The organism is Mycobacterium sp. pW045 (assembly GCF_041287085.1).
GTDB lineage: Bacteria > Actinomycetota > Actinomycetes > Mycobacteriales > Mycobacteriaceae > Mycobacterium > Mycobacterium algericum_A.
On sequence record NZ_JBGGKU010000001.1, the window covers coordinates 278,043 to 303,394 of the forward strand.

20 protein-coding genes, 1 tRNA gene and 1 pseudogene are annotated in these 25,352 nt (G+C 67.4%); 8 read left to right on the plus strand and 14 right to left on the minus strand.

What is annotated here, in order from left to right; genetic code table 11:
• Nucleotides 1-2: 2 nt before the first annotated feature.
• The 4 genes from ACAG20_RS01325 to ACAG20_RS01340 are packed head-to-tail and all read right to left on the minus strand — an operon-like array spanning nt 3 to nt 4,299.
• A complete protein-coding gene (locus ACAG20_RS01325; RefSeq protein ID WP_370491248.1) occupies nt 3-1,487 on the minus strand; it encodes a flavin-containing monooxygenase in 1,485 nt (494 codons plus the stop codon).
• 12 nt (nt 1,488-1,499) lie between these two features.
• Nucleotides 1,500-2,420 carry a ferritin-like domain-containing protein gene (locus ACAG20_RS01330; RefSeq protein WP_370491249.1) on the minus strand — a complete coding sequence of 307 codons (921 nt, stop codon included), beginning with the start codon at nt 2,418-2,420 and terminating at the stop codon, nt 1,500-1,502.
• Nucleotides 2,421-2,449: 29 nt separating this feature from the next.
• Nucleotides 2,450-3,310 carry an SDR family NAD(P)-dependent oxidoreductase gene (locus ACAG20_RS01335; protein WP_370491250.1) on the minus strand — a complete coding sequence of 287 codons (861 nt, stop codon included), beginning with the start codon at nt 3,308-3,310 and terminating at the stop codon, nt 2,450-2,452.
• Entirely contained in the window at nt 3,307-4,299 is a 993-nt protein-coding gene (locus ACAG20_RS01340; RefSeq protein WP_370491251.1) for an alpha/beta hydrolase, read from the minus strand. The genes ACAG20_RS01335 and ACAG20_RS01340 overlap by 4 nt, the downstream gene beginning before the upstream one ends.
• A 340-nt stretch (nt 4,300-4,639) precedes the next feature.
• Between ACAG20_RS01340 and ACAG20_RS01345 the strand changes: the two genes are divergently transcribed.
• Nucleotides 4,640-5,404, plus strand: coding sequence for a PE-PPE domain-containing protein (locus ACAG20_RS01345; protein ID WP_112686644.1), 765 nt, complete (start codon nt 4,640-4,642; stop codon nt 5,402-5,404).
• Between the two features lie 123 nt (nt 5,405-5,527).
• Here ACAG20_RS01345 and ACAG20_RS01350 read toward each other — a convergent pair whose 3' ends face one another.
• The 4 genes from ACAG20_RS01350 to mddA all read right to left on the minus strand — a co-directional run bounded on the left by ACAG20_RS01350 (nt 5,528) and on the right by mddA (nt 10,061).
• Entirely contained in the window at nt 5,528-7,489 is a 1,962-nt protein-coding gene (locus ACAG20_RS01350) for an Ig-like domain-containing protein (RefSeq protein ID WP_370491252.1), read from the minus strand.
• Between the two features lie 295 nt (nt 7,490-7,784).
• Nucleotides 7,785-8,657, minus strand: a complete 873-nt coding sequence (locus ACAG20_RS01355; RefSeq protein WP_370491253.1) for a hypothetical protein — start codon at nt 8,655-8,657, stop codon at nt 7,785-7,787.
• A gap of 122 nt (nt 8,658-8,779) precedes the next feature.
• A tRNA-Ile gene (locus tag ACAG20_RS01360) sits at nt 8,780-8,853 on the minus strand.
• Between the two features lie 464 nt (nt 8,854-9,317).
• Nucleotides 9,318-10,061 carry a methanethiol S-methyltransferase gene (gene mddA / locus ACAG20_RS01365; protein WP_370491254.1) on the minus strand — a complete coding sequence of 248 codons (744 nt, stop codon included), beginning with the start codon at nt 10,059-10,061 and terminating at the stop codon, nt 9,318-9,320.
• 113 nt (nt 10,062-10,174) lie between these two features.
• Between mddA and ACAG20_RS01370 the strand changes: the two genes are divergently transcribed.
• On the plus strand, nt 10,175-11,047 hold the full coding sequence (locus tag ACAG20_RS01370; RefSeq protein ID WP_370491255.1) for an alpha/beta fold hydrolase: 873 nt from the start codon (nt 10,175-10,177) through the stop codon (nt 11,045-11,047).
• On the opposite strand, the gene ACAG20_RS01375 is transcribed toward ACAG20_RS01370, so the two are convergent.
• A complete protein-coding gene (locus ACAG20_RS01375; protein WP_370491256.1) occupies nt 11,040-11,858 on the minus strand; it encodes a carboxymuconolactone decarboxylase family protein in 819 nt (272 codons plus the stop codon). The two genes, ACAG20_RS01370 and ACAG20_RS01375, sit on opposite strands and share 8 nt — an antisense overlap.
• Before the next feature lie 38 nt (nt 11,859-11,896).
• On the opposite strand from ACAG20_RS01375, the gene ACAG20_RS01380 reads away from it, so the two are divergent.
• Nucleotides 11,897-12,901: a zinc-binding dehydrogenase gene (locus ACAG20_RS01380; protein ID WP_370491257.1), complete on the plus strand. Its 1,005-nt coding sequence runs from the start codon at nt 11,897-11,899 to the stop codon at nt 12,899-12,901.
• A 33-nt stretch (nt 12,902-12,934) separates the two neighbouring features.
• On the opposite strand, the gene ACAG20_RS01385 is transcribed toward ACAG20_RS01380, so the two are convergent.
• From ACAG20_RS01385 to htpG, 3 genes are all read right to left on the minus strand, one after another.
• Nucleotides 12,935-14,146 (minus strand): PPE family protein, encoded by a 1,212-nt coding sequence (locus tag ACAG20_RS01385; RefSeq protein ID WP_370491258.1) that lies wholly within the window; start codon nt 14,144-14,146, stop codon nt 12,935-12,937.
• 25 nt (nt 14,147-14,171) lie between these two features.
• The gene (locus tag ACAG20_RS01390; RefSeq protein ID WP_370491259.1) at nt 14,172-15,383 is read right to left on the minus strand and encodes a PPE family protein; all 1,212 of its coding nucleotides are present in this window, start codon (nt 15,381-15,383) and stop codon (nt 14,172-14,174) included.
• Nucleotides 15,384-15,748: 365 nt separating this feature from the next.
• Complete coding sequence (htpG, locus tag ACAG20_RS01395) at nt 15,749-17,689, minus strand: molecular chaperone HtpG (protein ID WP_370491260.1); 1,941 nt, start codon at nt 17,687-17,689, stop codon at nt 15,749-15,751.
• Between the two features lie 128 nt (nt 17,690-17,817).
• Here htpG and ACAG20_RS01400 point away from each other — a divergent pair.
• Nucleotides 17,818-18,000 (plus strand): annotated as a pseudogene (locus tag ACAG20_RS01400) (hypothetical protein); the annotation flags it as partial.
• 206 nt (nt 18,001-18,206) lie between these two features.
• Here the strand turns inward: ACAG20_RS01400 and ACAG20_RS01405 are convergent.
• Together ACAG20_RS01405 and ACAG20_RS01410 are read right to left on the minus strand one after the other, a co-directional pair.
• Nucleotides 18,207-19,589, minus strand: a complete 1,383-nt coding sequence (locus ACAG20_RS01405; RefSeq protein ID WP_370491261.1) for a metallopeptidase TldD-related protein — start codon at nt 19,587-19,589, stop codon at nt 18,207-18,209.
• 135 nt (nt 19,590-19,724) lie between these two features.
• On the minus strand, nt 19,725-21,239 hold the full coding sequence (locus tag ACAG20_RS01410; protein ID WP_112687191.1) for a TldD/PmbA family protein: 1,515 nt from the start codon (nt 21,237-21,239) through the stop codon (nt 19,725-19,727).
• A 62-nt stretch (nt 21,240-21,301) separates the two neighbouring features.
• Between ACAG20_RS01410 and ACAG20_RS01415 the strand changes: the two genes are divergently transcribed.
• Genes ACAG20_RS01415 through ACAG20_RS01430 form a run of 4 tightly spaced genes read left to right on the plus strand, consistent with a single transcriptional unit; the run spans nt 21,302 to nt 25,326 of the window.
• Nucleotides 21,302-22,303: a DUF2804 family protein gene (locus tag ACAG20_RS01415; protein ID WP_370491262.1), complete on the plus strand. Its 1,002-nt coding sequence runs from the start codon at nt 21,302-21,304 to the stop codon at nt 22,301-22,303.
• A gap of 26 nt (nt 22,304-22,329) precedes the next feature.
• Nucleotides 22,330-23,199, plus strand: a complete 870-nt coding sequence (locus tag ACAG20_RS01420) for a carbohydrate ABC transporter permease (RefSeq protein ID WP_370491263.1) — start codon at nt 22,330-22,332, stop codon at nt 23,197-23,199.
• On the plus strand, nt 23,186-23,998 hold the full coding sequence (locus ACAG20_RS01425) for a carbohydrate ABC transporter permease (protein WP_370491264.1): 813 nt from the start codon (nt 23,186-23,188) through the stop codon (nt 23,996-23,998). The genes ACAG20_RS01420 and ACAG20_RS01425 overlap by 14 nt, the downstream gene beginning before the upstream one ends.
• Nucleotides 23,995-25,326: a sugar ABC transporter substrate-binding protein gene (locus ACAG20_RS01430; RefSeq protein ID WP_370491265.1), complete on the plus strand. Its 1,332-nt coding sequence runs from the start codon at nt 23,995-23,997 to the stop codon at nt 25,324-25,326. The genes ACAG20_RS01425 and ACAG20_RS01430 overlap by 4 nt, the downstream gene beginning before the upstream one ends.
• The last annotated feature ends 26 nt before the right edge of the window (nt 25,327-25,352 follow it).

The following is a 25,352-nucleotide window of genomic DNA, read 5'->3' on the forward strand; positions in this document are numbered from 1 at the left end:
GCCTATGTGGTCAGAACCGGGTCGCGGCTGGTCTCCGCCACGGTGATCTTGAAGTCCTTCAAGTCAACCGTCTTGAGCTGGTTGACGTATTGGGTGGCAAACCCCGGAAACATGGTGGCGTTGAAGCCGTCCTCGGTCAGATACCAGCTCTGGCATCCGGAGTTCCAGGTGGTCGATTCCAGGCGCCGCTGAATGTCCTTGTTGTAGCGGGACTGCACCTCGGGCCGCACATCCAGCGATTTCCAGTCGAACTGCAGGAGTTTGGCTATTGCGGAGACGATGTAGTCGATCTGGGCCTCCATATAGACCAGGGCGGAGCTGTGGCCGGGACCCGAGTTCGGTCCGAAGGTGAAGAACAGGTTCGGGTAGCCCGATACCGCCACACTGCGGTAGGCGTAGGCGCCAGCGCTCCATTCGGCGGCCAGCTCCCGCCCGTCTCGCCCGGTGATCGGATACGGGGTGCCGGCCTTGGGAACGTCGAAGCCGGTGGCGAACACGATGGCGTCGAACCGGTGCTCGATACCCTCGACAGTGCGGATGCCCTTGGGCGAGAGGCGGGCGATGGGCCAGGTCACCAGGGTGCAGTTGTCCGCCTGTAACGCCGGGTAATAGTCGCTGGTCATCAGCAGCCGTTTGCAGCCGGCGGAGAAGTCCGGCGTCAACTGCCGTCGCAGCCACGGGTCCTTCACCTGCAACCGCAGGTTGGCGGCACTGACCGCTTCGACCAGCCGGGTGAACGGGCTGTCCCACACCACGCCGAGGGCAACCGACTCATGACCCCAATACCAGGCGGCCCGCGTCAGCTTCTCCGCCGCGGGCACGTTCTTGTAGACCCATTTGAGCGGGCCGCTGGTCGAGGTGTTGACCTTGGGCAGCACCCAGCCCGGCGTGCGCTGGAACACCTTGACCGACTTGGCGACCTTGACGAGCTCCGGAATGATCTGCACACCGCTGGCGCCGGTGCCGATGACGGCGACCTTCTTGCCGGCGAAGTCGTAATCGTGATCCCAACGGGCGCTATGGATCTTGCGGCCCTGGTAGTCGTCGATTCCGGGGATATCCGGGAGGCTGGCATTGGCCAGCGGGCCGGAGGCCACGATCACGGCACGGGCCCGCACCGGTTCCCGATCCTCGAAGTCGATCGTCCATTCGCCTGCCTCGGCGTCATAACCGAGCGCGGTCACGTTGTGCTGGAATCGGATATGTGGGGCGATCCCGGCGGACGCGACCATCCCGTCGATGTAATCGAGTATCTCGGCGCTACCCGAATACGTCTGCGACCAGTCGGGGTTGAGCGCAAAACTGTAGGAGTACAGCCTTGACGGAATATCACATTGCGCGCCGGGATAGGTGTTGTCCCGCCAGGTGCCGCCCACACGCGAATCACGTTCGAAGATCACGAAATCGGTGATGCCCCGATCTTTGAGGCGAATGGCGGCGCCGATGCCGGCGAACCCGGCGCCGACGATGGCTACAGATATCGTCATGCGGCTGCTCCTTCAGGCGACCGGCTCATAGGTCAGTTCCCGCGACCAACTCGGCTCGTGGCGGACCAATGACGCCGGGATGACGCCGGTGACCTTCACCAGCGAATCAGCCAGCCAGTGGTACTTCGAGCTGCGGTCGATCACCTTCTTGCCGTGCCAGGAGATCAACCGGTACATCGGGACCCGGCGGGCGAATGCGCTTCGTTCACCGACGCTTTGGAACCGGCGCATCGCCTGGTAGAGCCGTTCCTCATTGACGCCCATCGCCACGATGTTGTCGCGCATCTTGTTCAGCAGCGGGAAGTAACTCAACGTGCCGACCACCAGCGCCGGGTTCAGCCAGTTGCCGACGAGCTCCACAGCCAGCTTGCGGATGCTGGCGTGGCCCAGGATGTCCATCACCTCGAAGTCGACCGCCAGATGACGCGACTCGTCGGCGTTGATCCGCTTGAACACCTCTTGTGCCACCGGGTCTTTGACTTCATCGGTGATGAATTTGATCAGTGCGCCGTCGAGGGCCACTTCCAGCATGGGGATGACGGTGCCCAGAATCGACAACGACATGCCGTCGGAGAACTTGTCGAGCCAGGTGATCACCAGCTGCACGTTGACGCTCGGCGGCGGGACTTCGTCGTCCTCCAGCATGCCCCACCGTCGCATCAGCGCGAGCTCGGCGTTGGCGTGCTTCTGCTCCTCGGCATGGAAGTGCTCGTAGATGCTCTTCAGTGTCGGTGTCGGCGCCTTCTTGGCCAGCGCGGCGAATCCCCGGGCACCAACGTTCTCGATCCACATCAGATCGATCATGAACGGTTTGAGCTTGGCCCACAGCTCCGGCTCGATCAGCTCGGCTCCCGGGGCATCCCAGTCGATATCGACCAAGGCCCACTGCTTGTCTTTGATCTTCTGCAGCATGTCGTCCAGGTCCATCGCCATGATCGGCTGTATTCCTTTCGTGAGACGGTTCAGTTCTTGGGAAGGACGCGGCCGAGCAGGCCGGCGCCACGGGCATACAGCGCGGGGAAATGTCGCTTGAGGTGCCAGATGACGGTGGCGTCGAACTGTGGCACCACATACAACCGCCCGCTGTCGTGCGCGTCCAGCGTGCGCACCGCGACACTGTCCGCGGACAATCCGGTCCAGCGGGCCAGCTGCTGGCTGAGGCTCATCGAGCCGGGAGTGATCCGGCCGTCGGTGAAGACGTTGGTCTTGACGAAGGTCGGGCACAACATGGTGACCGCGATGTCGGTCCCATCGAGTTCGGCGGCCAGCGTCTCCGACAGCGACATGACGCCGGCTTTGGACACGTTGTAGGCCGCCATCGAGGGCGCGGCAGCGAATCCTGCCGCCGATGCCACGTTGATGATCCCGCCGCGGCCGGCCTCGCGAAGGATCGGTGTGAAGATCTCACAGCCGTGGACCACCCCCCACAGGTTGATCCCGAGCGCCCATTCCCAGTCCTGGAAGCCGATGTCGCCGACCGGCTTTCCCCCGATGCCGACGCCGGCATTGTTGATCACCAGGGTCGGCGCACCGCCGAAGACCTCCAGGGCATGCCGGGCCAGCTGCTCGACTGCGGCACGGTCGGATACATCGCACTGCGCCGCGTGCCCGGTGCCGGTGGGAAGCTGCTCGATCAGTGCCACGGTCTCGGCCGCGCGGTCGGCGTCGATGTCGGCGCAGACGACGTCGCCGCCGCGACGGACCAATTCCAGGGCGAAGGAACGTCCGATACCGCTGCCGGCACCGGTGACCACCGCCTTGGCCTTGACCGAGCGCCGGTCGGTCCGGAAGGCGTTGAGCACCGTGTCGATTCCGAAGGTCACGACACCCCCTCGAGGGTGTCGGATCGCTCGTCGCCGTAGGCATCGGCGATGAAGGCCGCCGCCCGACGCAGCGCCGCTGCGGCTTCCGGCGCCAGCCGCGGCAGCGCTTGGAAGACGTGCACCATCCCCGGCCAGATCTCCAGGGTGCTGGTTGCGCCGGCCCGGCGCAGTTCGGCGTGCAGGTATCGTGCGTCAGCGCTGAGCATCTCGTATTCACCGACCTGAATGAGCGTCGGCGGCAACCGATCTGCCCGGGCGAAGTCGAGCCGCAGGCGCGGGTCGGCCTGGTCGTGGCCGCGCAGGTAGAGGCTCACCATCCGGCGCGCGGCGCGAGCCGACATGGCCGGGTCGCGGCGCACCGCTTCCTGCTGGAGGGCCAGCCCCAGGCTGAGGTCGATCAAGGGTGAGAACAGCACCACAGCAGCGGGCCGGAAATGCGGGTCATCGGCGTGGGCGAGCAGCATGTCACAGGCCAGGTGGCCGCCGGCGGAGTCCGCACCGATCGCGATGTCGGATGCCGCATACCCCTGGGTCAACAGCCACCGGTAGCCGGCTTCGACATCGTCGGCAGCCGCGGGAAACCGGTGCTCGGGCGCCAGCCGGTAATCCACCACGAACATCGGTAGGCCGGTGGCCTGTGACCATCGCGCGACCAGCTTGCGGTGGGTCCGCGCCGAGCAGATCACGTAGGCGCTGCCGTGCACGTAGTAGCCGGCGCGCTTGCCGAACTCCACGCCCGGTCCGAGCACCCACTCCCCCCGCAACCCGGGCCCGGTCACCGGCACGATCCGTGTGCCACCGGGCATCGAGCCGAACGCCGCCATGATGGTGGCGATCAACCCGCGTCCGAACCAGACACCGGGTCGATTCATCGGGATCGCGCTGGTGAGACATCCCAGCGTCCAGCGGGTGGCTGTGGCTGACAGCACGGCCCGCAGCGTCGCACGGGTGGGTATGGCGGGCAGCGCCGCGCCGTGGGGTTTCCTCACGGTCGGAATGACATCATCGATTGTGCCATTTGTCAATGGCGTAGTTGGCCGGGACAGACCCGATGGTCCTTTTCCATGGACGCTCGTCTGCTTATCTTCCGCTTATGTTCCAGAGGTCATTCACTTAGTGCATCAGCAGCCATGGCATCGGTAACCGGCGCGCGATTATTTCGATTCCGGGGATTAAATTGACGTCACCGGCAATAATCCGTGTGTCGGCAACCACTGCCGCCACAGCAGGATTCACATCTACACCGCGGAGGTGTCGGTCGATGCATTCACATGCCGAGCAAAACAGCCGGACGACACATCTGGGATCTTTGCAAAAAAAGGGGGAGCTATGAAGCGACTGATAATCGGCGCCGCGCTGTGTGGCGCCGCGATGGCATTCGCTGGCACAGCCAACGCGGCCGACGAGAATAAGTACGATTTCCTCTACGGCTCGGACGAGGCGCTAGTCCTGGGCCCGACCGGCATCGGGACACCGAGTGCCAACTACATCAGCAATGGGATCGACCTGTACCTCGAGCCGCTGGGTTACGAGGGCACCGTTGAGTCGTCGCACGCGCTGACGCTGCCCAACTCCTTTGACTTCCTGGACAGCGTTCCGGGCGGCGAAAAGGTCCTTATCGAGGCGGTCCTGGCCGAGTACAACGCCGGCGCAATGGGCTGCGACGATGCGGGTGTGTGCAGCGACCCGCTGACCATCTTCACCTACTCCCAAAGCAGCCTGATAGCCGCTCACGCCCAAGACGACCTGGTGAAAGCCGGCGTCCCCGAGGACGCGTTACGTTTCGTGATGCTCGGCGCCACCCCCGCCGCCGTCCCCACCAACATGTATCCCACCGAGGTATTCAACATCGACGGCGACATCTACACGACGCACTCGTTAACCAAGAGCTGGTTCGACCTGCTGATGGGGAACACCAACTGGCAGGACGTGCTGTACGGGTTGGCAGTCCACAATGCCTACTTCGGGTTGACGCCGGATCAGATCGACGCGGCGGATTCAGTTACCCAGGGACTGACCACGTTCAACGAGATTCCAGAACTCAGCTTCCCCGAGCTGTTCCAAGCGCTGTTCAGTGCGTTCTTCAACGTGTAACCACACAGCCGCTTGACCCGCACGGCGGCAAGCGCGACGCCAGACGCCGGTGACGCGATTGCCGAACCACGACGGGATGATGTGGTGATTCCGGCCGCCGAGCCGCGGCCGGAATCACCGCAGTCAGGACACCCGGCCCGGGAACTGCGCGACGGGTATCGGTAGCGGCGGCAGACCCGGCGTGGCCGGTCTGAGCGGTGCCGACGGTGTTGGCGGGGGCGTCGCTCCCATGGTCCAGTTCCCATCGTTGCCGGCGGTGTAAGCCAGCCATACCCGGTCGACACCCGCCTGGGCCTTGGCCGCTTTGAGCAGTTCGTTCTGATATCCGGTGCGCGGTACCGCGAACCCGCCCTGGCCGACGCACCCCAGGGCGCCGCCGGCGAATTGACCGGCGCCGGGGCTGATGTGCCAGCCGTCAGGGCCCTGGCAGGCGTAGCGCAAGAACTGGCCGCAGGACTCGGCCTGGAAGCGGCCGTCGCCATTGTGCACGGCGCATTGCTGGGCGGAGCCCGACAGCGGTTGACCGTAGGACCAGCTCCACACGAAACCCGCCAGCTGATCGGCATGTGGGTCCACGAAGTTCGGGCCGGGCGCGTTGGCGCCGCAACGCATCATCTCGTGGATCTGCTCAGCCGTCATCGGCAGCAGGTTGCCCCCGCCGGCGAGCACGTCGACCAGCGTGTTGGAGTCGAAGAACCGCGTATAGGAACTCTCGAACTGCGTCCTGGTGAAGTAGCAGTCGGGGAACTGCACGGTGACCGGCATACCCTTCTCCACCACGTTGCTGTCGTTGAAGCCGAGCACATCCCACCCCGGATCGTGGCCGCACCCGCTGGTGTAGAGCAGCACCTGCTTGCCCGTCGCCCGGATCTGGGCCAAGCTCACATGCAGCGGGATGGCCTGGGTCTCACAGGTGGCACCGGGCTGCACCTGCTCGGGACGGAACAACAGGTCACGCCCCGAGGTGGTGCCCAGAGTGCTCTCAATGACCGCGGCTCCGGCAGGCAGCGACTTGCTGATGTCGTCGACCGGATCGTCGAGCCGGTTCTCCACGTACAGGATGATCACCGTCTCGGGGTGGGCGTCCAACCAGCGGCGGATCTCCTGCAGGCCGGATGCCGCGGTCCGTTCGAAGGTGCAGCCCAAGTGGTTGTCGAAGCCGTGGCACAGGATCGGCGCGTACCCGCCGGGGGCGCCGAGGCTGGGGTACCAATGTAGGTCGAGCTCAAGGAAACGCATGTCCAGGTCGAGCTGGTGGACCATCGAGTACAGCTGGTCGGGGTCCATTCCCGACAACGTGGGCGGGATGTTGGCATTCGTGTAGTTGAACGAGTTGTGGGTGGCCGGTATCTGGGCCTCCCCCAGCGGCACGGTTAGGCCCAGCTCATACTGCTGGACCAGCGCCCGGTGCACCGGACCGGCCAGGTAGTTCTGTACGGACCGATCGCCGATGGGGCTACCGTTGCGCAGCGCGCAGTAGTCGATCGGGCCGTTGACCGCCCGGCACTGGCTGGCCACCAGTTGCGCCGCCGCGTCAAGCGTCTTGCACGTCACCGCGAGTTGTCCGGTGACGACGTCGAAGCAGGCGCTGATCAACCCGTGCTTGTTGCCACCGAACCAGCTGCACGCCTCGACCGAGCCCACCGTGCTGCAGGCCTGCACCAGCGGATCGGTGAGGTCACCGATCGCCGTGCACACCGGGGTGAAGGCCGGACCCAGATCGGTGCAGGCGGTGGCCAGCGAGGGCGGCGCCGAATTACGGGCCAGCACGTGGATGGTGACGGTGGCCGGTGTCGAGTACGAGCTGCCGTCGGTGGCGGCGTAGCTGAAGGCGTCGACGCCGACGTAGCCGTTCGCCGGAGTGTAGGTGAACGTGGCACCGCTGACCGTCGCCGTGCCGTACGCGGGTGCGGTGACGATGGCGTACTGAGTTGCCGGGCTCGCCGGGGCGGCAACCAGGCCGGCGGTCACCGGAGCGGCCGTGGTGGTCACGGCCACCACGTGCTGCGCCTGGGCGATCGCCGCCGACGCCATGGGCGGCAACCCGGCCGCAACTCCGGTGCCGCCGAGAAGTACTGCCAGCACTGCGATTACAGCGGTCCACCGCCGGCGGAGTGTTGCGACACCCCTAGTGGCGATCAACCCGACGCGACGCCGCGGACGCGCAACTGCGGACCCACCGACCACGGACCAGACTCCTCATTCGGCTACGACACCGACTCACGCGCTCGGGACACCCGCGCAATGCCCGTAACAATGCGGTCCAAAAATCACGCAGGTAACACGACATGGTCACGGATGCAGCCCAATGGGTTCTTCGGATTAACTTGATCTCCGATCGCGGCATCTCGTGCCGGAACCCACGCAAGCACAAGGTGATTCAGAGGTCGGGCAGCAGGGCGCCAGGGTCGCCCACGTCGATGTCCCCGAAATCCGGCGCCGGCGAGTCGTCGATCGGCGTATGCGGCGCGCCGATCGACTCCGCGACGGCGCGCGGCAGATAGTTCAGCAGCGCGTCGACGAAGCCCGTATGGTTCACATCCTGAAAAGGCATGAGAATGCCTGCCAGACCCGGGCTTTCGCTGTTCAGGTAGGCGTTGAGGAGTTGGGCGGGTGCGCCGACCAGCCCGACCAGCGCGCCGGTGAGATCCCCGGCCGACAGGTCCTCGATGAAATCGTGGGCGATCGTCTCGATCTCGGTGACGGCGGCCTGCAGGGAGCTGAGCGCGGCAAGGCCGACCGGCACCTGCAGCGCGTGAAGGGCGGCCGTCGCCGCATTCACGATGTTTCCGGCGATCTCGATGGGGATCGCCACCAGCCGGTCCACCAGCCCGAAGACCGGAAAGGCACTGAGCACGATGATGATCGCCTCCGCCACGGCACCCACGATGTCCTCCGACGAGATGGCGTCGAACAGGGTGTCAAGCTGGTCGGGCAAGTTGATCACCCCGTCGACGAACGACGAGAAGGTGGCATCGAACGCGTCGAACGTCGCCTGCAGGTAGCCGAATCCGTTGGCGAACAATTGGACGACGACCGGCAGCGGGTCCTCCACCCAGTGGCCAGCGAGGGCGCCCAGGTTCTCGAGGGTGTTGGTGAACAGGTCGACATACGGTTCGAGTGGGCTGGCGGCCAGCTCGGCCGCGCGCACGACGACGTCAGTTCGCGGCGTCACCGCGACCGGTGCGATGAGGGCGCCGGTAGCCAGCGTCGCGACGCCGACGGTGAGACGGAAGGGACTGACTGTTCCCACAACACTCATTTCGTTACAGGTGCCACTACGGTAACTCTGGACACGGTGGTCAGTCGTGGGAATGCGGGGTTTGCTAGCGCCGCCATACGGAGCTCCCAGGCGGGCGCTTCAGCGCGCTACGGTGGGGCGGGCGGGGCTCGAACCCGCGACCAACGGATTATGAGTCCGCGGCTCTAACCGACTGAGCTACCGCCCCAGGCACCAACTAGCTGCGGATGACCGTCCCGCAAGGTCGTCGGTCGGCGTCGGCGCGAGGCCTTCGCACGACCAAGAGATTAGCGCGCGGAATGACCGCCGACCACGCCCCGGTGCGCCGCAACCGTCCGACGTTCACCTCCGTGGCGGCTGGTGGGCGCTGCCGAGCGCTTGGGGATGCTGCGGCAGATCCATGCCGGCCAGCCGCGCCGCGCGCCCCCTGGCCTCGGCGAACCGCCTCGGCGATCGCGGAGGATCCCGTCATGACCGCCACCCCGCGCGGCGTGTGTTGACGGCATCTGACGTCGGGACCGTGCACCCGCAACAGGGCGTCGAAATCGCCTCCCTGCGCGGCCGCCAGGAAGGCGTCGACGCCCCTCCCGCTGCGCCCGCCGGTCCCCGTCGGCTGCGGCACGTCCGGCAGCTTGCGGCGCGGGCGGTTCCTCCTGCAGCCGTTCGCCTGAACTACCGCGACGCGACGTCGTGCCTGGGGACCGGAATCAGCATCCGCACCCGGCGACGGTATTGCTGATACTCCTCACCGAGCATCCCCGACAGATCCCGTTCCTCCAGCTGCAGCGCGATCAGGATGTAGCCGGTGCTCGCCGCCGCGAACAGCAGGTGGCCGGCGGTCATGGTGGGCGCGGCCCAGAACGCGATCACGAACCCCAGCATCAGTGGGTGGCGCACCACCCGGTACAGCGCCAAGGCGCGGAAACCGACCGGCTGGTAGGGCTGTTCGCGCCACGCGAGGTAGACCTGGCGCAGCCCGAACAGGTCGAAGTGGCTGATCATGAAGGTCGATGCCAGCGCGATCGCCCACCCGATCCAGAACAGCACCCACAGCGCGGTCCGTCCCACCGGCGACGCGACATCCCAGATGATCGCCGGGATCGGACGCCACTGCCAAAACAGCAGGGCCAGAACGAGGTTCGACGCCAGAACGTAGGTGCTGCGTTCGATATCCGGCGGTACCCGTCGCGTCCACCATCGCTTGAACGCCGGTCGCGCCATCACACTGTGCTGCACGGCGAACAAGCCCAGCAACAGCACGTCGATCACGATCGCGCGGCCGGTCGGCGCCGCCAGACCGTGGTCCACGGTGCGCGGCACCACGAAGTCGCCGACGAAGCCGACCGCGTAGAGGAAGACCGCCAGGAAGGCCAGATAGTTGAGCACCGCGTAGGCCAGTGCGAGAAATCGGGCCATGGCGCCCTCCCCAGCCGGTGAAGCCCTCATCCTAGTCCGGAAACAAGCAGCTCAACAAGGGTTTTTGTCGGGCAGTTGAGCAGCGTCCATCAGCACCGGCTTACGATCCCACCATGACCGCGGAAACGTTCGTCACCCACACCCCCGGCGATGTCCGGATCATCGCCGACCGTCACGGTGACCCCGAGGCACGCGCGGTGGTGTTCCTGCACGGCGGCGGCCAGACCCGGCGCTCGTGGGCCCGCGCAGCCGCCGCGGTGGCCGAGCGTGGCTGGCAGGCCATCACCGTCGACCTCCGTGGCCACGGCGAGTCGGATTGGGCGAGCGAAGGCGACTACCGGCTGGTCAGCTTCGCCACCGACGTTCACGAGGTGCTGCGCACGCTGCCGCCGGATCCGGTGGTGGTCGGTGCCTCCCTGGGCGGGTTCACCGCGATGCTGCTGGCCGGCGAGCTGGCGCCCGGTGCGGCCAGCGCGGTGGTGCTGGTCGACATCGTGCCCAACATGGACGCCGCCGGCGCCGAACGGATTCAGGCGTTCATGGCCGAGCGGATGAATTCGGGTTTCGGCTCACTCGACGAGGTCGCCGACGCGATCGCCGCCTACAACCCGCACCGGCCCCGCCCCGCCGACCTGGACGGACTCACCACCAACCTGCGCCGCCGGGGTGACCGCTGGTATTGGCACTGGGACCCGAAGTTCGTCAGCGGCTCAGACGAGTTCTCACCGCTTGAGATCCACGACGTCGACCGGCTCAACGCCGCGGTGGCCAATATCCTCAACGACGGCGTGCCGATGCTGCTGGTGCGCGGCCAGCTCAGTGACCTGGTCAGTGCCGAGAACGCCGAGCTGTTTCTGGCCCGCTTCCCGCAGGTGGAGTTCATCGACGTGGCCGGTGCCGGGCATATGGTCGCCGGCGACCGCAACGACATCTTCGCCGACGCGATCCTGGGCTTCCTCGCCCGTCACACCGACACAGTCAGCTGAAGACGGTCTGGCCGTCCGCGTTGAGCAGGTAGGGCTCGGTTCCCTCGGCCACCCGCGGCGCGTCGGCACCGAGTGAGACCGCGATCTTGTTGCCGGCGTTACGCATCACATCCAGTGTCAGCTCGATGATCTGGTCGTCGGTGAAGTGCCGGCGCACCCCGGCCGCGACGTCGGCGTCGATGCACGCCGGTGTCCAGATCAGCGCGTCGACGTAGCGCAGCGCCGCTTTCTGCGGCTCGCTCAGCATCCGGGAGGACTCGAAGCGTTCGATCTCGTCGTAGAGCGACTCGGATCCGCCGGCGTCCAGGGCGGTCGTCTCCCGCAGCGACTTGCACAACCGGCAGTTGTGCTGGGCCGCACCGCGCAACCGGACCACCTCGGAGGTCACCGCGTCCAACGACCGCAGCCGCGCCACGGCTGGCATGAACCGGTTGAACAACGCGTCGCCCGGGTGGCTGAAGTGATCCCACACGATCGTCTCCGGCCACGACACCGAAACACCCACCGCTTCCAGCCCGGCACGCACCCGCGGCACGAAGTCCGCGATGTACATCTGCACGACGGCGTCGAACGCCTTGTCCCCCATGGCATCCCTCAGCCGGTCGCGCTGGGCTTCGGTGATCACCGAAACGTCGACGCTGAACTGTTCGGCGAACTCTGCCACCGCCGGATCGGCACCGGCCTGATCACCGTCCACCTCGGCCGGCAGCGGCGGGAGGCCCAGCGTGCGGGCGCACACCGCCCGCACCGCTGCGCCGACGGCACCGCCCGACAACGCCACCAACGCGTTCAGCTCAGCGAGAATGTCCATGCCAGGATTATGGACCGAACCGCAATAGGCTGAAACCCGTGCGCGTCGTCGTCATCACCAAACACGGACCTCCCTCGGTGCTCGAAGTGCAGGATCGCCCCGATCCGCCACCGCCGTCGAGCGGCCAGGTCCGGATCGCGGTGCGTGCGGCCGGGGTGAACTTTGCCGACCACCTCGCCCGGGTCGGGCTGTACCCGGATGCGCCGAAGGTGCCCAGCGTGGTCGGTTACGAGGTGGCGGGCACCGTCGAAGCGGTCGGCGAGGGTGTGGACCCGGCCCGGGTCGGCGAGCGGATCGTGGCCGGCACCCGATTCGGCGGTTACGCCGAGCTCATCAACGCCGACGCCGCCGACACCGTGCCGCTGCCACCGTCGATGAGCTTCGAACAGGGCGCTGCGATACCGGTGAACTATGCGACGGCGTGGGCGGCGCTGCACGGCTACGGGTCCCTGCAGGCCGGCGAACGCGTGCTGGTGCATGCGGCTGCCGGCGGCGTCGGTATCGCGGCGATCCAGCTGGCCAAGGCCGCCGGCGCCGTTGTAGACGGGACCTCGTCACCTGGCAAGCATGGTCAGCTCGAGGCCCTCGGCATCGACCGGGCCATCGACTACCGACGGACCGGCTGGTGGAAAGGGCTGCCGCCCTACGACGTCGTGCTCGACGGGCTCGGCGGTACCTCGCTGCGGCGGTCGATGGCGTTGTTGCGTCCCGGCGGACGGCTTGTCGCCTATGGGCTTTCATCGCTGCAGCGGGGCGAGAAGCGATCGCTGCGCCGGGCGGCCCCGCAGGCGCTGGCGATGCTGCGGGGTTTCAGCCTGCTTACGCAGATGGAGCAATCCAAGACGGTGATCGGCCTGAACATGTTGCGGCTGTGGGACGACCGCGGCACGCTCGGACCCTGGATCGCACCACTGTCGCAGGCGCTGGCCGACGGTACCGCGGCGCCCATCGTGCACGCCGCGGTGCCCTTTGCCAACGCCCCGGAAGCCCACCGCATCCTGGCTGCGCGGGAGAACGTCGGCAAGGTGGTGCTGGTGCCCTGAGCCGGACGCACGACGACGGCGCTAACCCCGTGCTTACCCCGCCGCAGGTGGCCGCGGCATCCAGAAGCGCCGATCCCGCATACGAAACACCGCGGTCCCGCGGGTGTGCGACGCACCACGGTCCATCGGCCCCAGCACGCCCGCCGGGGGGTGGCCCGCGGGGGGCCGCGACCCGTTGGCTGGCTCTGCGGCTATCGCAACGGTCGCCGGTCGCGGTGATCGCGCTGCCGGGTCGGTGGTGTTCGCCGCCTGCGTTGCCGTCAACCAGTGCTGCGGCACCGACAGCCGTCCCACCGGCGCCGCCTTGCCCGCACCCGCCAGCACCGCTGCCGGAACACCCGTCGGGGCGCTTCGGAGTGCATCGTCCACGAAAACCGTGTCGGGCGGCGCGGCCGCGGCGGCCGCTTGGTCTTGTGCATTCAAGATCGCCATCCCGAAGATGCCCTGCGACCCGGTCGTGAAGACCACCTGTTGAGCTACGCTCAGCACCCCCAACGACGGGCCAAAAGCAGCCACTTGGGCGATTATCGGCACCGACGCCGGCGGTACCGCCTGGGCCACGCTCACCGGCGGTGACTGCGCCGTTGCTGCGGTAAGAATCTGTGACGGCTGTTGGCTACCGGAAACCAGCTCGGAGAGAAGCAGTTTCGTATCTTGCGTGACAGCCTCGGCGACAGCGCGTGACGCCGCGGCGTGCTGGGTGGCTTGGCTGCCCGGGTCGGTGGTCTGCGGCGGGTGTTGAAACCGCGCCGGCGTGCTCGCCTGCGCCGAGCCTGCAGCGTAGCCATACATCGCGGCAGCGTCCTGAGCCCACATCTCGGCGTAGAGGGCCTCGGTGGCCGCGATCGCCAAGGCGTTCTGCCCGAAGAAATTCGTGGCCACCAGCGTCGCCAGCTGGGCACGATTGGCCGCCACCGCCGCCGGCGGCACGGTCGCGGCGAACGCCGCCTCGTAAGCGGCCGCCACCGCCCGGATCTGCGCTGCGGTCTGTTCGGCATGACCCGCGGTCGCCGTCGCCCACGCCATATACCGGGAAGCGGCCGCCGCCATCGCGTCCGAGGCTGGACCCGACCAGTGCTGCCCCTGCAGTGTCGAGATCGTTGCGGAGTAACCGGTTGCCACCGACTCCAGTTGCACGGCGATGCCGTCCCAGGCCGCTGCCGCCGCCAGCATTGGCCCCGACCCCGGACCGGAATACATTCGGGTCGAATTGATCTCGGGTGGCAAGGCCCCGAAGTCAAACATCGAACGGCCCGTTCGAGCGCATCGGCTAGCCGCCAAAGGACGGGCGCGGCATCTTGAAGCGGTCAGGTGCGACGCGTAAGGCGCCGGCGACCGACTGGCGCCCCACCGCACCGGCCATCATTGCCGCCATCGGCCCCATGCCCATCGCCGGAGCGGCACCGGGAACGTCAGCCATCACACCGTCCGGCGACACATCGGGAAGATCGGTATCCGCCAGCCACACCGGGTCTTCACTAGCGGCCCCAGCCGGGGTGGCATCGGCCCACGCCGGCGGCACCGACAGCTGCCCCACCGGCGGCGCATCGCCGCCCATGTGCGCGAGTACGGCATGGCGACCGCCGGCAGGCTCCGGCACCGGTGCCGCTTCCTTGGCCAGGACCGGCGCGGCCGCCCCGGCCGCGCCCACACCGGCGTTGCCATGGGTGACCAGATAGGCGTTCCCCGCCAACGCGAAGGAGCCGACCGCCGAGACCGTGCGCGCGGTCTGCAAGCCGAATGAGGCGGGCCCCAGCAGGATGTTCACCGCCTCGATCCCGGCCAGCGGCAACAACGGGTCTACCTGCGCCGGCATTGCTGCGGCCGCCCCGGTCGACAGGCCGCCAAGCTGCTGCGGCAACTCCGCAAGCAGTTGCGGCAGCAAGCTCTGCGAGTTCGACGCGCCCGCGCCGGCCACCGAGCCGGCCACCGCGGCGGCCTGGCCGGCGCCACCGGTGGTGGTCGGCGGCGGCTGTTGAAACGGCGACAGTTGCGTCGCCGTCGCCGCGGAGGTCGCATAGCCATACATCCCGAGTGTGTCTTGGGCCCACATCTCGGCGTACTCGAATTCGGTGGCAGCGATCGCGGGCGTGTTCTGCCCGAGGATGTTGGTCGCGGCCAGGTTCGCCAGCCGGGCGCGGTTGGCGGTCACCACCATCGGCGGCACGATCGCGGCACGTGCGTTCTCGTAGGCGGCCGCCGCGGCGCGCGCCTGGCCGGCAGCGCGTTCAACCTGGCCCGCCGTGACCGCCGCCCACTCGGCATACCGGGTCGCCGCGGCCGCCATCGCCGCGGACGCCCGACCCGCCCAATTCTCGCCCTGCAGATCCGCGATCACCGAGAGATAGCCGGTGGAAAATGAATTCAACTGCGCGGAAAGCGAATCATAAGCTGCCGCGGCGGCAAGTAACGGCCCGGAACCCGGGCCGGTGTAAATCTTCGCCGAGGTGATCTCGGGCGGGGACGTTCCGAAATCCAACACCTTGCATATCCCCTCTGGTTGCCGTTCTATCGGCGACGAGCGGTGCCGGACTCGCCCCGCCTCTGGAGCCCACAGAGTCGGTCGACCAACGCCTGCTCGACCGGACCGGGTCGTGTGGCGGCGATACCACCGAGCATTCGTCTTCCCGCCGGGGACTCCGGTGCGGGAAAACTTCTGCCACCGGCCAGTCTCGGTTGTGCATTCGCCCTCCGCCATCGGATCTGACACCCAAAAGCGGGGGGGAACGACGTGTACGAACGTTGTCCGACTCGAGGCGAGACGGCGCGGAAATGACCAGTGCCGACGGCCTCACCGACTGCTGAGCCACGCCCACCGGCGGCCCGCGTCGACGGAGACGACCGAGGTCAGATGGTGCGGGTCAACCGTTGTGCGAGCAGTTGGGCGAACCGCGCCGGGTCCTCCAGCGCCCCGCCCTCGGCCAACAGCGCTGTCCCGTAGAGCAACTCCGCGGTGTCGGCCAACTCGGCATCGTCGCCGCGCTCACCGTGCGCCTGGCGCAGACCGGTCACCAGCGGATGGGCCGGGTTGAGTTCGAGGATCCGCTTACCGACCGGCACCTCCTGCCCGTTGGCGCGATAGATACGCGCCAAGGCCGGGGTCATCTCGAAGGTGTCGGTGATCAGACAGGCCGGTGATTCGGTCAGCCGGGTCGACAGCCGCACCTCTTTGACGTGCTCGTCCAGGGTCTGTTGCAGCCAGGCGATCAGGTCGGCGAACTCCTTTTCCTGCTCCTTGCGCTGCTCCTCGTGGGCGGTCTTGTCCTCCTCGGAGTCCAGGTCCACCTCGCCTTTGGCCGTCGACTGCAACGGCTTGCCATCGAACTCGGCGACGGTGTTCACCCACAGCTCGTCAACCGGATCGGTCAGCAGCAGCACCTCATAACCCTTGGCCTTGAACGCCTCCAGGTGCGGCGACTTCAGCAGCTGCTCGCGGGACTCGCCGGTGGCATAGAAGATCTGCTCTTGGCCGTCTTTCATGCGTTCGACGTACTGCGCCAGCGTGGTCGGCTCGGACTCGCTGTGCGTCGAGGCGAAGGAGCTGATCGCCAGCAGCGTCTCCTGGTTGTCGAAGTCGGAGAGCAGTCCTTCCTTGACGACGCGGCCGAACTCGGTCCAGAAGGTGCGGTAGTCCTCGGGCCGCTGCGACTGCAGTTCCTTGATGGTCGAGAGCACCTTCTTGGTCAGCCGTCGCCGGATCGCGTTGATCTGGCGGTCTTGCTGCAGAATCTCGCGGGACACGTTGAGCGACATGTCCGCCGCGTCGACGACGCCTTTGATGAAGCGCAGGTACTCGGGCATCAGCTGATCGCAGTCACCCATGATGAACACCCGCTTGACGTACAGCTGCACCCCGACCTGCGCATCCCGGTTGAACAGGTCGAACGGGGCGCGCGACGGGATGAACAGCAGCGCCTGGTATTCGAAGGTGCCCTCGGCCTTCATCGCGATGACTTCGAGTGGCTCGTCCCAGGCATGCGCGATGTGTTTGTAGAACTCGTTGTATTCCTCTTGCGAGACGTCGTCTTTGGGGCGCGCCCACAGCGCCTGCATCGAGTTCAGCGTCTCGGTCTCCACTGTGACGGTCTCTTCGCCGCCCTCCTCGGCAGGCGGGGTGCGCCGCTCGACCTGCATGCGGATCGGCCAGGCGATGAAGTCGGAGTACTTCTTGACCAGGCCGCGGATCGTCCATTCCGCGGTGTAGTCGTGCAGCTCGTCCTCGGTGTCCTCGGGCTTGAGGTGCAAGGTGATCGAGGTCCCCTGCCGCGCGCCCTCCACCGGCTCGATGGTGTAGGTGCCGTCGCCGCTGGACTCCCACCGGATGGCCTCGCGGTGGCCAGCTTTGAGGGTGACCATCTCGACCCGGTCGGCAACCATGAACACCGAGTAGAACCCGATGCCGAACTGGCCGATCAGCTCTTCGGAGGCCGCTGAGTTTTTGGCATCCTGCGCTTCCCTGAGCTGCTGGCGCAGCTCGGCGGTGCCGGAGCGGGCCAGTGTGCCGATCAGGTCCACCACCTCGTCACGCGACATGCCGATCCCGTTGTCACGCACGGTCAGCGTGCGGGCCGCCTTGTCCACCTCGATCTCGATGTGCAGATCGGAGGTGTCGACCTCGAGGTCCTTGTTGCGGAATGCCTCGAGCCGCAGCTTGTCCAGCGCATCGGAGGCGTTGGAGATCAGCTCCCGCAGGAACGCATCCTTGTTGGAGTAGACCGAGTGGACCATCAAATCCAGCAGCTGACGGGCCTCAGCCTGAAATTCCAGCTGCTCCACACGTTCGCTCATAGCGCCGGATTTTACCGACGAGGTCCTGGTGCGCCCCGGGGGGCTGAACCCGCGGACCGGCTTTACCGGATCTTGACCGCGCGTTGAATCGCCCCACCGACGATGACGACGTGACTACCATTCAAGCCGTGGAGCTGGGGGTTTTGGGACCTCTCCAGGCCCGGCACACCGGCGCCCCGGTCATCATCCCGGGCGCGAAACCTCGCGCCATCCTCACGATGCTCGGACTGCACGGCGGTTCGGTCGTGTCCGCCGAGACGCTGATCGATCTGCTGTGGGGCGACGATCCACCGCGCACCGCCGGCAAGGCGCATCGGCTCAGCACGCTCGGGGCCGTCGTCACCCATGTGGCGCAAGGGCTTACGAAGGAGGGCTTCGACGCCGAGTGGCACGGTGTCGCGATCGTGACCGTCCACGGAGATTCGGTCAACCGTTGTGAACTGTTCGATGAGGACGACCTCGCGGCCGCGCTCGCCAGATTCGACGAGCTGGACCTGCCGGCCTCACCGCCTGAAGATCACTGCGCCTGACTCACCGATGACATGTGGAAGTCGGGTATCCGCAGCGAGGGCATTAGCGCCCGGGTCGCCCAGTCGCCCCACTCCCGCGGCAGCGTCGGCTCGGCGATGCCGGCCTGGGTGGCGCGGCGCAGCAGGTCCAGCGGGCTCTCGTTGAACCGGAAGTTGTTCACCGCCGCGGTCACCTGGCCGTCCTCGACCAGATAGACGCCGTCGCGGGTCAGCCCGGTCAGCAGCAGCGTGGTGGGGTCGACCTCGCGGATGTACCACAGCGTGGTCAGCAGCAGACCGCGTTCGGTGGAGGCGATCATCTCGTCCATGCTGGCCGAGCCGCCGGTCATCAACAGGTTGTCGGCGGGTAGGGCGACCGGGGCACCGAATTCCGCGGCAGCCGCCCGCGGGTAGGCCAGCGCGTTGATCACCCCACCGCGGATCCAGTCCACGCAGCCGATGTCCAGGCCATTGTCGAACACCGACGCCGTCTCCGAGGAGGCGCCGGTCGCCACGAACGGCGCACACTCGAGGCCGAACGCGTGCGGGTCGGAGTACAGGGTCAACGGCAACTCGGTGAGCCGCTCCCCCACCCGGGTGCCGCCGCCGGGCGCCGACAAGGCGGTGCGGCCCTCCTGAGCGCCGCGGCCACTCATCGTCCAACCCAGGTAGATCATCATGTCGGCCACCGTGGACGGCGGCATCAACGTCTCATACCGCCCGGCCGGCAGTTCGACGGTGCGCGCCGCCCACCCCAGCCTCGTCGACAGCTGCTCGAGCAGCGAATCGGTCGGCACGTCAACGAAATACGGGGTGCTCACTCCGGCCCAGGCGCTGGCGCGATCGCGTTTGGCATTGATCTCCACCGTCCCGGTGGGCTGGGTGAAGCGGCGCCGCAGCCCGGTCGAGGACGCCAAGAACGTCGTCGCCATCTCGTGTCGGGCGAAGCCGTACAACTGGTCGGTACCGCGAAAACCCCGGCTCAACGACTCCGCCAGCCCGGCGAAGACCTCGGCGCCGGTACCCGGCGTTTCGGCATCCCAATCATCCGGCACGCCGGTGCCACTCACCAGCTCTGCGGCGTCGCGGGCTTCCGGCGCGCCGGCGGCGGCCTCCGCGGAGGCTGCCACCAGCTCGGGGATCAGCGCGGGATCCACCTCCGCTGAGCACAGCGATCCCACCCGCGGCCCCTCGTCGTCGCGGGCGATCGTGACCACCGTGGTGGTCCGGCTGTTGGACACCCCGTTGGTGGTCATCGAGTTGCCCGCCCAGCGCAGCGAAGCCTCGGCGCGGTCGGTGACCAGCACGATCGTCTCGATTTCGGTGCCGGCATGCCGACCACTGCCCGCGGCTTCCAGGGCATGGTCAATCACCTGCTGCGCTGGGATCAATGCGCCGCCTCCTCCTCATCGCTTCGCTCTGCATCGTCGACAGCGGGGATCATTGCGCCGCCTTCTCCTCATCGCTTCGTCCCCCTCGCCGCTGCGCGCCTGGGGGTACCCCCACTGCGTCGTCGGCGCCGGCGATCATTCCCTGCCCCCCTCGGCCCGGGTGTTGAGCACGTTGATCCCCCGGAACAGTGCCGACGGGCAGCCGTGGCTGACTGCGGCCACCTGACCGGGCTGGGCTTTGCCGCAGTTGAACGCCCCGCCGAGGCGCCACGTCGAGGCACCGCCGACCGCCTCCATCGCATTCCAGAAATCGGTGGTGGTGGCCTGATAGGCGACGTCGCGCAGCTGGCCGTCGAGCCGGCCGTCGCGGATCCGGAAGAATCGTTGCCCGGTGAACTGAAAGTTGTAGCGCTGCATGTCGATCGACCACGATCGATCTCCGACGATGTAGATGCCGTCGTCCACCCGGGCGATCAGATCGGCGGTCGAGACGTCCTCGGCGCCCGGCTGCAGCGACACGTTGGCCATCCGCTGGATCGGGACATGGTGCGGCGAGTCGGCGTAAGAACACCCGTTGGAGCGGGTCTGGCCCAGCCGGGGCGCGAACACCCGGTCCAGTTGATAGCCGACGAACACCCCGTCGCGCACCAGGTCCCAGCTCTGGGCGGCCACCCCCTCGTCGTCGTAACCGACGCTTGCCAGCCCGTAGGGCACGGTGCGGTCGGCGGTCACGTTCATCACCGGCGACCCGTAGCGCATCGTGCCGAGCTTGTCCGGGGTGGCGAACGAAGTGCCGGCATAGGCCGCCTCGTAGCCGATGGCACGGTCGTATTCGGTTGCGTGCCCGATGGATTCGTGAATCGTCAACCACAGGTTGGTCGGGTCGATCACCAGATCGGTTGGGCCGGCGATCACGCTGGGGGCTTTCATCTTCTCGGCGAGCAGCACCGGCAGCTGCGCCAGTTCATCCGACCAGTTCCACACCTCGTCGCCGGCCACCGCCTCCCAGCCCCGCGCGGTCGGCGGCGCCAGCGTGCGCATGGAATCGAAACCGTCCGGCCCGACGGTGACCGCCTCGCAGACTGGCATCACCCGCACCCGCTGCTGGGTGATCGACGAGCCGAACGTATCGGCGTAGAAGGCCTGTTCCTTGACCGCGGTCAGCGCAGCGGTCACATGGTTGACCCCGTCGGATGCCAGCAGCCGGCCGGAGTAGTCCTCCAGCACGTCGATCTTGTCGGCGGTGGGCACTGCGAACGGGTCGATCGCATAGGCCGACACCCAGCTGGCGTCGCGGTAGACCGGTTCGGCCGCCAACTCGACGCGTTCGGCGTTGAGGGTGCTCAGCGTCTTGGCCACCTGCACCGCCCGGCGGGCAGTGTCGGCCGCGACGCCCGGCGCCAGTTCGGCGTGCGAGGCGAAACCCCAGGTGCCGTCGACGATCACCCGGACCGCCAACCCGAGTTCGCGGTTGACCACCGCGGTCTCCAGTTCGCCGTCGCGCAGCCGGACCATCTCGGTGGCGATCCGGTGAATACGCAGGTCGGCGTGCTCGGCGCCGGCCGCTCTGGCCGCCGAGAGCGCGGCGTCGGCCAGCTCGTGGCGGGGCAGCGCCAGGAATTGGGCATCGATCCCCCGGTTCGGTGTCACCGGTCCACCGTAACGGCGTGCCGGTGATTGACCACGGCATAGGTGTCGATAATGATCACCGCGTGAGGGCGCCGCAGCGGCTGGTTGAAGACGGTGTTCGACGGTACGGCCGGTTCGCCCAGCGGGTCGCGGTCACCAACCCGGTCGACGCCCACCGCGGCTGGTCGCGCCGCTGGCACCAGTTCCGGCTCAAGGAGTGGATCGGCTTCGCGCTGATCCACCCCGAGATGTCGGGCGCGATGATCATGCAGGACGTCAAGTATCTGGGGTCCTCGGAGCTGTTCGTCCGCGACGCGGCCGGTGTGCTGGTGGAGAAGAGCACCCGCTTCCGGGGCGGCAGCCTGGACCTGCCCGACGAGCTGCTGCGCGGCGGGCGCTGCCGGATCGCCAAGCGCGGCTATCGGCTCGAATACGACTTCGATGCCGACACCGTGCGAATCGACTGCGCGGCGGACAAGCGCGGGCCTGCGATCACCGGTGCACTGCGGCTGGATGTGCGGGGGGCCGCGCCGCCGTTGAGCCTCAGCGCGAAGCTCACCCCGACGATCGACTACTACACGTTCAAGCAACCGTTTCCCGTCGAGGGGACGGTCACCGTCGGTGACCGGACCTACGAGTTCGACCCGGCACGCGATTTCGCCATCCTCGACGAGCACCGTTCGCAGTTCCCGTATGCGACGACCTGGACGTGGGGGACTTTCGCGGTCCGCATGCCCGGCGGTGTGGTCGGCTCCAACTTCGTCGACCGGACCGAGCTCAGCGACGATGACGACGAGTCGTCCAACTGGGTTCCCGGCGGCGTCGAGCCGCTCGCCGGGGTTCGGTTCGACTTCGCCTCCGGTGATCAGCTGTCCAGCGTGAACGTCTGCGACCGCGATCGCAGGCTGGAGGTGACGTTCACACCCGCGGGACGCAAAGCGGTCAAGGTCAACCTGGTCGCGGCCGCGATCGACTACTGGCAGCTCGCCGGGACCTACCGCGGCACCGTGACATCCTTGTCCGGCGAGTCCTTCTCCTTCGTCGACGTTCCCGGAGTTCTCGAGCGGATGAAGACCCGCTTTTGACTTGCCGCGGCCGCTTTAATACACCTATGCGCCAGGCACCCCGGTCTACCGCGCTCGGCTACGCGCTGCTGGCGCCCAGCCTGTTCGGCGTGGTGGCGTTCCTGTTGCTGCCGATCCTGGTGGTGGTGTGGCTCAGCCTGCACCGCTGGGATCTGCTGGGGCCGATCAGCTACGTCGGCGGCGACAACTGGCGATCGGTGCTGACCGATCCGGTGTTCGGCAATTCACTGGTGGTGACGGTGTTGTTCGTAGCGATCGTCGTCCCGCTGCAAACCCTGCTGGGACTGGGGGTGGCGGTGTTGCTGGCGCACGGCCTGCCCGGCAGCGGGATGTTTCGCACCATCTACGTGCTGCCGTGGATCTGCGCGCCGCTGGCGATCGCGGTGCTGTGGCGCTGGATCCTGAGCCCCACGGACGGCGCGGTGAGCACCGTATTGGGGCACCGGGTGGAGTGGCTGACCGATCCCGGGCTGGCGTTGCCGGTGACGTCGGCGGTGGTGGTATGGACCAACGTGGGCTACGTGGCGCTGTTCTTTGTGGCCGGCATCTTGGCCATCCCCACCCAGGTGCTGTCGGCGGCGCGGATCGACGGGGCGAACGGCTGGCAGCGGTTCTGGCGGGTGACGTTGCCGATGCTGCGGCCCACCATGTTCTTCGTCCTGGTCACCGGGGTGGTCAGCGCGGCGCAGGTGTTCGACACCGTCTACGCGCTCACCGGGGGCGGCCCCGCCGGTCGCACCGATCTGATCGCACACCGCATCTACGACGAGGCGTTCGGGGCGGCGGCGATCGGGCGGGCCGCGGTGATGGCCCTGGTGCTGTTCGCCGTATTGGTGGGGGTGACGGTGGTTCAGCAGCTTTCGTTCGGCCGGCGGGTCAGCTATGACCTCACGTAACGCCGGTGTCTACGCGCTGCTGACGTTCGGCGCACTGATCACGCTGGCTCCCTTCGGGCTGGGGCTGCTGACGTCGTTCACCCCGGCACGCCAATTCGCCAGGGGCACTCCGCTGGCCTGGCCCGACCCGCCGACCCTGGACAATTACGCCGATCTGGGCGGTGCCGGATTCGGGCGGGCGGCCGCAGTCACCACGCTGATGACAGCGGTGATCGTGCTCGGACAGCTGACGTTCTCGGTGCTGGCCGCGTACGCGTTCGCGCGGCTGGAGTTTCCCGGACGGGACGCCTTGTTCTGGGTCTACGTGGCCACGCTGATGGTGCCGGCCACCGTGACGGTGGTGCCGCTGTATCTGATGATGGCGCAACTCGGCCTGCGGAACACCTTCTGGGCCCTGGTGTTGCCGTTTGTGTTCGGTTCCCCTTACGCGATCTTCTTACTACGCCAGTACTTTCGCGCAGTGCCTGCCGACCTGGTGAACGCCGCCCGCCTCGACGGGGCGAACACCCTCGACGTGATCGTGCACGTGATGGTCCCGGCCAGCAGGCCGATCCTGGTGACCCTCGGTCTGATCACCGTGGTCTCGCAGTGGAACAACTTCATGTGGCCGCTGGTGATTACCAGCGGCGACAAGTGGCGGGTGCTCACGGTGGCCACCGCGGCGCTGCAGTCCCGCTACAACGCGCAGTGGACGCTGGTGATGGCGGCGACCACGGTGGCGATGATCCCGCTGATCGTGCTGTTCGTGGCGTTCCAGCGGCGGATCGTGCAATCGATCGTCGTGACGGGGATCAAGTGAGCCGGCCGCGGTTCTCCACCCTGTTCGCCGGGGCGGTGATCGCACTCGCCGCACTGCTCGGCGCTGCGGGGGTGCTGCTCGATGACGCCTCGACCCGCTCTACCACCGGTGCGACGGTGGTGACGGTGCGACTGTGGGACGAGCAGGTCGCCGGGGCCTATCGGCAGTCGTTCGCGGCGTTGCACCGCGCGCGCCCCGACATCGAGGTGCGCGTCAACGTGGTCTCTTACGCCACCTACTTCGACACGCTGCGCACCGATGTGGCCGGCGGCGGCGCCGACGACATCTTCTGGCTGTCCGACGCCTACCTCGCCGGGTATGCCGACAGCGGGCGGCTACTGAAAATCGATGCGGACAAAGCTGATTGGGAGCCGTCGGTGGTCACCCAATTCACCCGAGACGGAACGCTGTGGGGGGTACCGCAGCTCACCGACGCCGGTATCGCGGTGTACTACAACGCGGAGCTGCTGGCCGCGGCCGGAGTCGATCCCACCGCGTTGACACGGCTGCGGTGGGATCCGCGCCCCGCTGACGACACGCTGCGGCCGCTGCTGGCCAAGCTCACCCGCGATGTCGCCGGGCGCAGCGCCGACACCCCCGGATTCGACGAGCGCCGCATCCGGCAGTGGGGCTATAACGCCGCCAACGACCCGCAGGGCATCTACCTGAACTACATCGGCTCGGCCGGCGGGGTGTTCCAGCGCGGCGACGAGTTCGCCTTCGACAACCCCGCGGCCGTGGCCGCGTTCGAATACCTGGTGCGGCTGATCAACGACGATCACGTGGCGCCGCCGGCGTCGGAAACCAACACCAACGGCGACTTCTCCCGCAACCAATTCCTCGCCGGCAAGATGGCACTGTTCCAGTCCGGCACCTACAACCTGGCCGCGGTCGCCGAGCAGGCCGCGTTCGGATGGGGTGTGGCGATGCTGCCGGTCGGGCCGGCCGGCCGGGTCAGCGTCACCAACGGCATCGCCGCGGTCGGCAACGCCGCATCGCCTCACCCGCAGGCGGTGCGAGACGTGTTGGCCTGGCTCGGCAGCTATCAGGGAAACGAATACCTGGGCCGTCAGGGGGCGGCGATTCCGGCCGTGCTCAGCGCGCAACGGGTTTACTTCGATTACTGGGCGCGCCGCGGGGTGGATGTCACCCCGTTCTTCGCGGTGCTGGACGGGCCGCGCATCCCGGCTCCCGGTGGCGGTGCGGGCTTTCCGGCGGGCAACCAGGCGATCAAGCCGTATTTCGACGAGATGTTCCTGGGTCGCACCGACGTCGCCGCGACGCTGCGCCGGGCTCAAGACGCCGCCAACACCGCAGCCGCCCGGTGAGCCCGCGCGAGATCGGATCCACGCAG

Coding starts and splice junctions, on each gene's coding strand:
- ACAG20_RS01325 (WP_370491248.1), bottom strand. CDS start 1,487: ATGACGATATCTGTAGCCATCGTCGGCGCCGGGTTCGCCGGCATCGGC.
- ACAG20_RS01330 (WP_370491249.1), bottom strand. CDS start 2,420: ATGGCGATGGACCTGGACGACATGCTGCAGAAGATCAAAGACAAGCAG.
- ACAG20_RS01345 (WP_112686644.1), top strand. CDS start 4,640: ATGAAGCGACTGATAATCGGCGCCGCGCTGTGTGGCGCCGCGATGGCA.
- mddA (WP_370491254.1), bottom strand. CDS start 10,061: ATGGCCCGATTTCTCGCACTGGCCTACGCGGTGCTCAACTATCTGGCC.
- ACAG20_RS01370 (WP_370491255.1), top strand. CDS start 10,175: ATGACCGCGGAAACGTTCGTCACCCACACCCCCGGCGATGTCCGGATC.
- ACAG20_RS01375 (WP_370491256.1), bottom strand. CDS start 11,858: ATGGACATTCTCGCTGAGCTGAACGCGTTGGTGGCGTTGTCGGGCGGT.
- ACAG20_RS01385 (WP_370491258.1), bottom strand. CDS start 14,146: ATGTTTGACTTCGGGGCCTTGCCACCCGAGATCAATTCGACCCGAATG.
- htpG (WP_370491260.1), bottom strand. CDS start 17,689: ATGAGCGAACGTGTGGAGCAGCTGGAATTTCAGGCTGAGGCCCGTCAG.
- ACAG20_RS01420 (WP_370491263.1), top strand. CDS start 22,330: ATGCGCCAGGCACCCCGGTCTACCGCGCTCGGCTACGCGCTGCTGGCG.
- ACAG20_RS01425 (WP_370491264.1), top strand. CDS start 23,186: ATGACCTCACGTAACGCCGGTGTCTACGCGCTGCTGACGTTCGGCGCA.